Source organism: Gemmatimonadaceae bacterium, from assembly GCA_030647905.1.
Classification (GTDB): Bacteria; Gemmatimonadota; Gemmatimonadetes; order Gemmatimonadales; family Gemmatimonadaceae; genus UBA4720.
In genome coordinates this window covers 1-3665 of record JAUSJA010000016.1, presented here as the reverse complement: position 1 = coordinate 3665, position 3665 = coordinate 1, and the positions used below count along the sequence as shown (strand labels likewise).

The window sequence follows — 3665 nt, the reverse complement described above, 5'->3', positions numbered from 1 at the left end:
CGGCGAAGGAGTTCACGATTCCCATCGTGGTTCCCAAAAGTCCGACGAACGGAGCGGTCGCGCCGGTGGTTGCCAGAACGCCCAGGCCGCGCTTGAGGTCCGTGATCGTCATCAGCATCTCGCGCTCGATCGCGCGCTCAGCCGAGTTGATGTCGCCCACCGTCACCGATCCATCATGAATCAGCGGCCGGATCTCTGTAAGTGCCCCACCAAGCACGCGTGCGACGTGCGACCTCTTGTACTTGTCGGCGAGCGTAACGGCCTCGGCGAGGTTGTCCTCCTCGAGGAACTGCGAGAACTCGGGAGCGAACTTACGGGTTTCCTTCTGTGCCTGCCTGAGGTCCCACCACTTCTTGATGGTCACCGAGAGCGACCAGACGGACATGATGACGAGGGTGAACACGATGCCACGGGCAAACCCGCCCATCTGGTTCCAAAGGTCTAGAAGCGAGAGTTGCATTGTATCCGGATCTCCGGTAAGAGTTGGTTATCTGTCGAGCTTGAACTGGAAGCTCTGCTGCACGAGCTGCTTCACTTTCTTTCCGCCGACCTCGGCCGCGTAGAAGCGCATGTTCGGGAGAGCCGAACGCACCGCACTGGCGAAGAGATCGTTGGTCGCCTTGATGACCTTAAAGGAGCCTGGTTCGGCGCGGCCCTCTTCGTTCACGACGAACTGGGCCTGGACTTCACCCTCGACGCCCGAGGAGCGGAGCGCGTCGGGATAACGTGGCGATCCGGTGCCCAGGATCTGAGAGACTTGCTTCTCCACCTGGAAGTCGAAGTACGTCTGGCCGGGGTCAATCACCTGTGGCGTGCCGCCTTCGACTCCCTTGGCGACGCCGCCCTTCACGCCCTTTCCGCTGAAGTCGGCTTCGTCAGTGACCTTCCTGGAAAGGTCAATGTCGGGAATCTTGATCGGGATCTCCACCGGCGCGCGCAGCACCTGGAATCCCTTCGGCGGCGGGGCCTTGACGACCACGTCCTTGGGCGGCGGAGCAGGCGGCTCCTTCGGCTTCGGCTTCGGAGCTTCCTTCTTCATCTCCACGAACTGGATCTTCTCGGCCTTGGACTTGTCGCTGGCGATGCCAGCACTCGCCGTAGCGATTACCGCGGCAGCGCCCAGAGTCCCGTGGAAGATGATACTGAACAGCGTACCGCCAGCCATCTTCTGCCGCCTGGGCCTGGACTCGATCAGTAGGTTGAACATTCAATCACCGAGTAAGGGTTTGATGATATGTAGATTACCCGGAGCAAATGCCCGACGTAATAGCGGGAAGATTAAGAATCAATGAATTCCCGCTTAATGAATTGTTCATGTTTTCGCCGCCTGCTGGGGAAGAGGCAGTGTGACAGTGAAGAGACTCCCGCGCCCGAGCCTTGACGACGCAGTGAGCGTGCCACCATGCGCCTGGGCGATCCACTGGCTGATCGCCAGTCCGAGGCCGAAGCCGCCGCGCTCGGACATTCTCGATCGCACGCGGTCGGCGCGCCAGAATCTCTCGAAGATGTGAGGCACATCGGCGGCGGCAATTCCTATTCCGGTGTCGCGCACGGCGAACGTGACGTTGTCCGGATGCAATCCAAGGCCGATGTCCACCTTGCCGCCGGCGGGCGTGTACTTGATCGCGTTCGTCACGAGATTCAGGAAGAGCTGACGGAGGCGCGTTGGGTCTCCCATCACCGTGACTTCAGCGGTGAACGGAAGATTCACCGTCACTTCCGCTCCCTCGCCAAGTATCAGCGCTGTCTCGTACACGTCCTCGACGAGCGGCTTGAGCTCCACTGGCTCGCGGTGAATGTCGAAACGTCCTTCGTCGGCGCGGGCGAGAGTGAGCAGACTTTCCACGAGGTCAGCCATGCGCGTCGTCTCGTGCAGTGCTTCTTCGAGCGCCACCATCCGGTCCGCCGGCGACGGCTCACTCATCGCGCGCTCGACATCGGCGCGCAGAACGGCGAGCGGCGTCTTCAGCTCGTGGCTCGCGTCGGCGGTGAATCGGCGGAGTCCGAGGAAAGATGTCTCCAGGCGCTCGATCATCGCGTTGAGCGTGGCGATCAGCTCCTCGAATTCCTGACCCGCGTTTTCAATGCTGAGACGGCGGTGCAGACTGCGGCCGTCACTGATCGCGGAGACGTCGTGAGTGATTTTCCCGATGCGCTGCGACGTGATTCCGAGCGTGGCCCACGCTCCCCAGCCGGCAGCTACGATGACGACGGGCGCGATGACGAAGAGAGCGATCATGAGCTCGCGCGGAAGCGCGGTCGCGTCCTGCGTCGGCACTCCCACCACGACCTTCCCAAGGCTGCTGCTGGTCGAATCCGCGATGTTTTGTGCCACGAGGAGCAGCCGGTCCTGCGCACCGTCGAGTGACAGCAGACCCGCCGGCCCGCCGGGTTGAAGATTGGTGAGTTGATCCGACAGGAGTGCCGCGTCGGCGTTGCTGAGACGCCGCACCTCGGCCGACTGGAACAGCACCAGACCCTGCCGGTCCTTTACAACCAGATACCCGGGGAATGCGTTGAGCATCGCGCGGAGCCGCGGGGTGATGGAAAACATCTCCGCGGCGGTGTCGGGTCCGATGACAACCGACTGTGCTCCTTCTCCCGCCTCCAGTATCAGGCGGGTGGCGAGATCCGCTTCAGTGCTGGCGTAGCGCGCGATGTCCCCATAGACGGTGGCATTGCGTACCGTCCAGAAAGTGAGGCCGAGCGCGCCGGTAACGGCAACGAGGCCCGCGACGAACGCAGCGGTGATGTTCGTGCGGGAGGACGCCATGCGGCCTCAGCCCCTGGACGACGGCGCGTCGGTTCGAATCACGTACCCGACGCCGCGAATCGTATGAATGAGCTTTGGCGAATGGGACGCGTCGATCTTCTTTCGGAGATGATTGATGACGACGTCCACGATGTTCGTGCCGGGGTCGAAATGATAGCCCCATGCATACTCGGTGATGAGCGTGCGGCTCATCACACGTCCGGCGTGACGCATCAGGTACTCCAGAACCGTGTACTCCTTGGGCGTGAGCTCGATCGGAGCGCCCGCGCGAGTGACTTCGCGCGTGTCGAGATGAAGCTCGAGATCGGCGACCTTGAGCGCCGGCGATACGAGCACGCGCGGCCGGCGTGAAAGGGCTTCGATGCGCGCAAGCAGCTCTTCGAACGCGAATGGCTTGGTGACGTAATCGTCGGCGCCCGCCCGGAGCGTCTCGACCTTCGCGTCGATCGCGTCCTGCGCGGTGAGCACGAGCACAGGCCGCTCGAAGCCGCGGGCGCGGAGACCGTTGAGAACCTGCAGCCCCGATTTCCCGGGGAGCCGCATGTCGAGGATGATGAGATCGTAGCTACCACCGGCGGCAAGCTGCTCGCCTTCATCCCCGTTGGCGACGAGGTCCACCACCCATCGCTGCTGCTCCAGCCCGCGCTTGACGAACTGGCCAACCGTCGGATCGTCTTCGATCACGAGAATCTTCATATGCCTGACAATTTACATTGTCAGGCGAGACGCAGAGGGCTGTGCCACGCAGACGTAGTGGGTCAGTTTCGAGTTGGCAGGATGGAGGCGAGCCGCCCTGCGTGCCACGGAGACACGAAGACACGGTGAAAAACGCTTTAGAGGGAAAGGCGCTTCATTCCGTTAATCAGAGTGCTCGAGTTCCCAGCAAAGACAA

At 62.1% G+C, this 3665-nt stretch carries 4 protein-coding genes; all 4 read right to left on the bottom strand.

The annotated features are described in order from the left end of the window. On the bottom strand, window positions 1–460 hold a 460-nt coding region (locus Q7S20_02985; protein MDO8500784.1), incomplete at its 3' end, for a MotA/TolQ/ExbB proton channel family protein. 27 nt (window positions 461–487) lie between these two features. Beyond that, window positions 488–1207, bottom strand: a complete 720-nt coding sequence (locus tag Q7S20_02980; protein MDO8500783.1) for an energy transducer TonB — start codon at window positions 1205–1207, stop codon at window positions 488–490. A gap of 105 nt (window positions 1208–1312) precedes the next feature. Further along, on the bottom strand, window positions 1313–2773 hold the full coding sequence (locus Q7S20_02975) for an ATP-binding protein (GenBank protein MDO8500782.1): 1461 nt from the start codon (window positions 2771–2773) through the stop codon (window positions 1313–1315). Window positions 2774–2779: 6 nt separating this feature from the next. Continuing rightward, window positions 2780–3469 (bottom strand): response regulator transcription factor, encoded by a 690-nt coding sequence (locus Q7S20_02970; GenBank protein MDO8500781.1) that lies wholly within the window; start codon window positions 3467–3469, stop codon window positions 2780–2782. Between the last annotated feature and the right edge of the window lie 196 nt (window positions 3470–3665).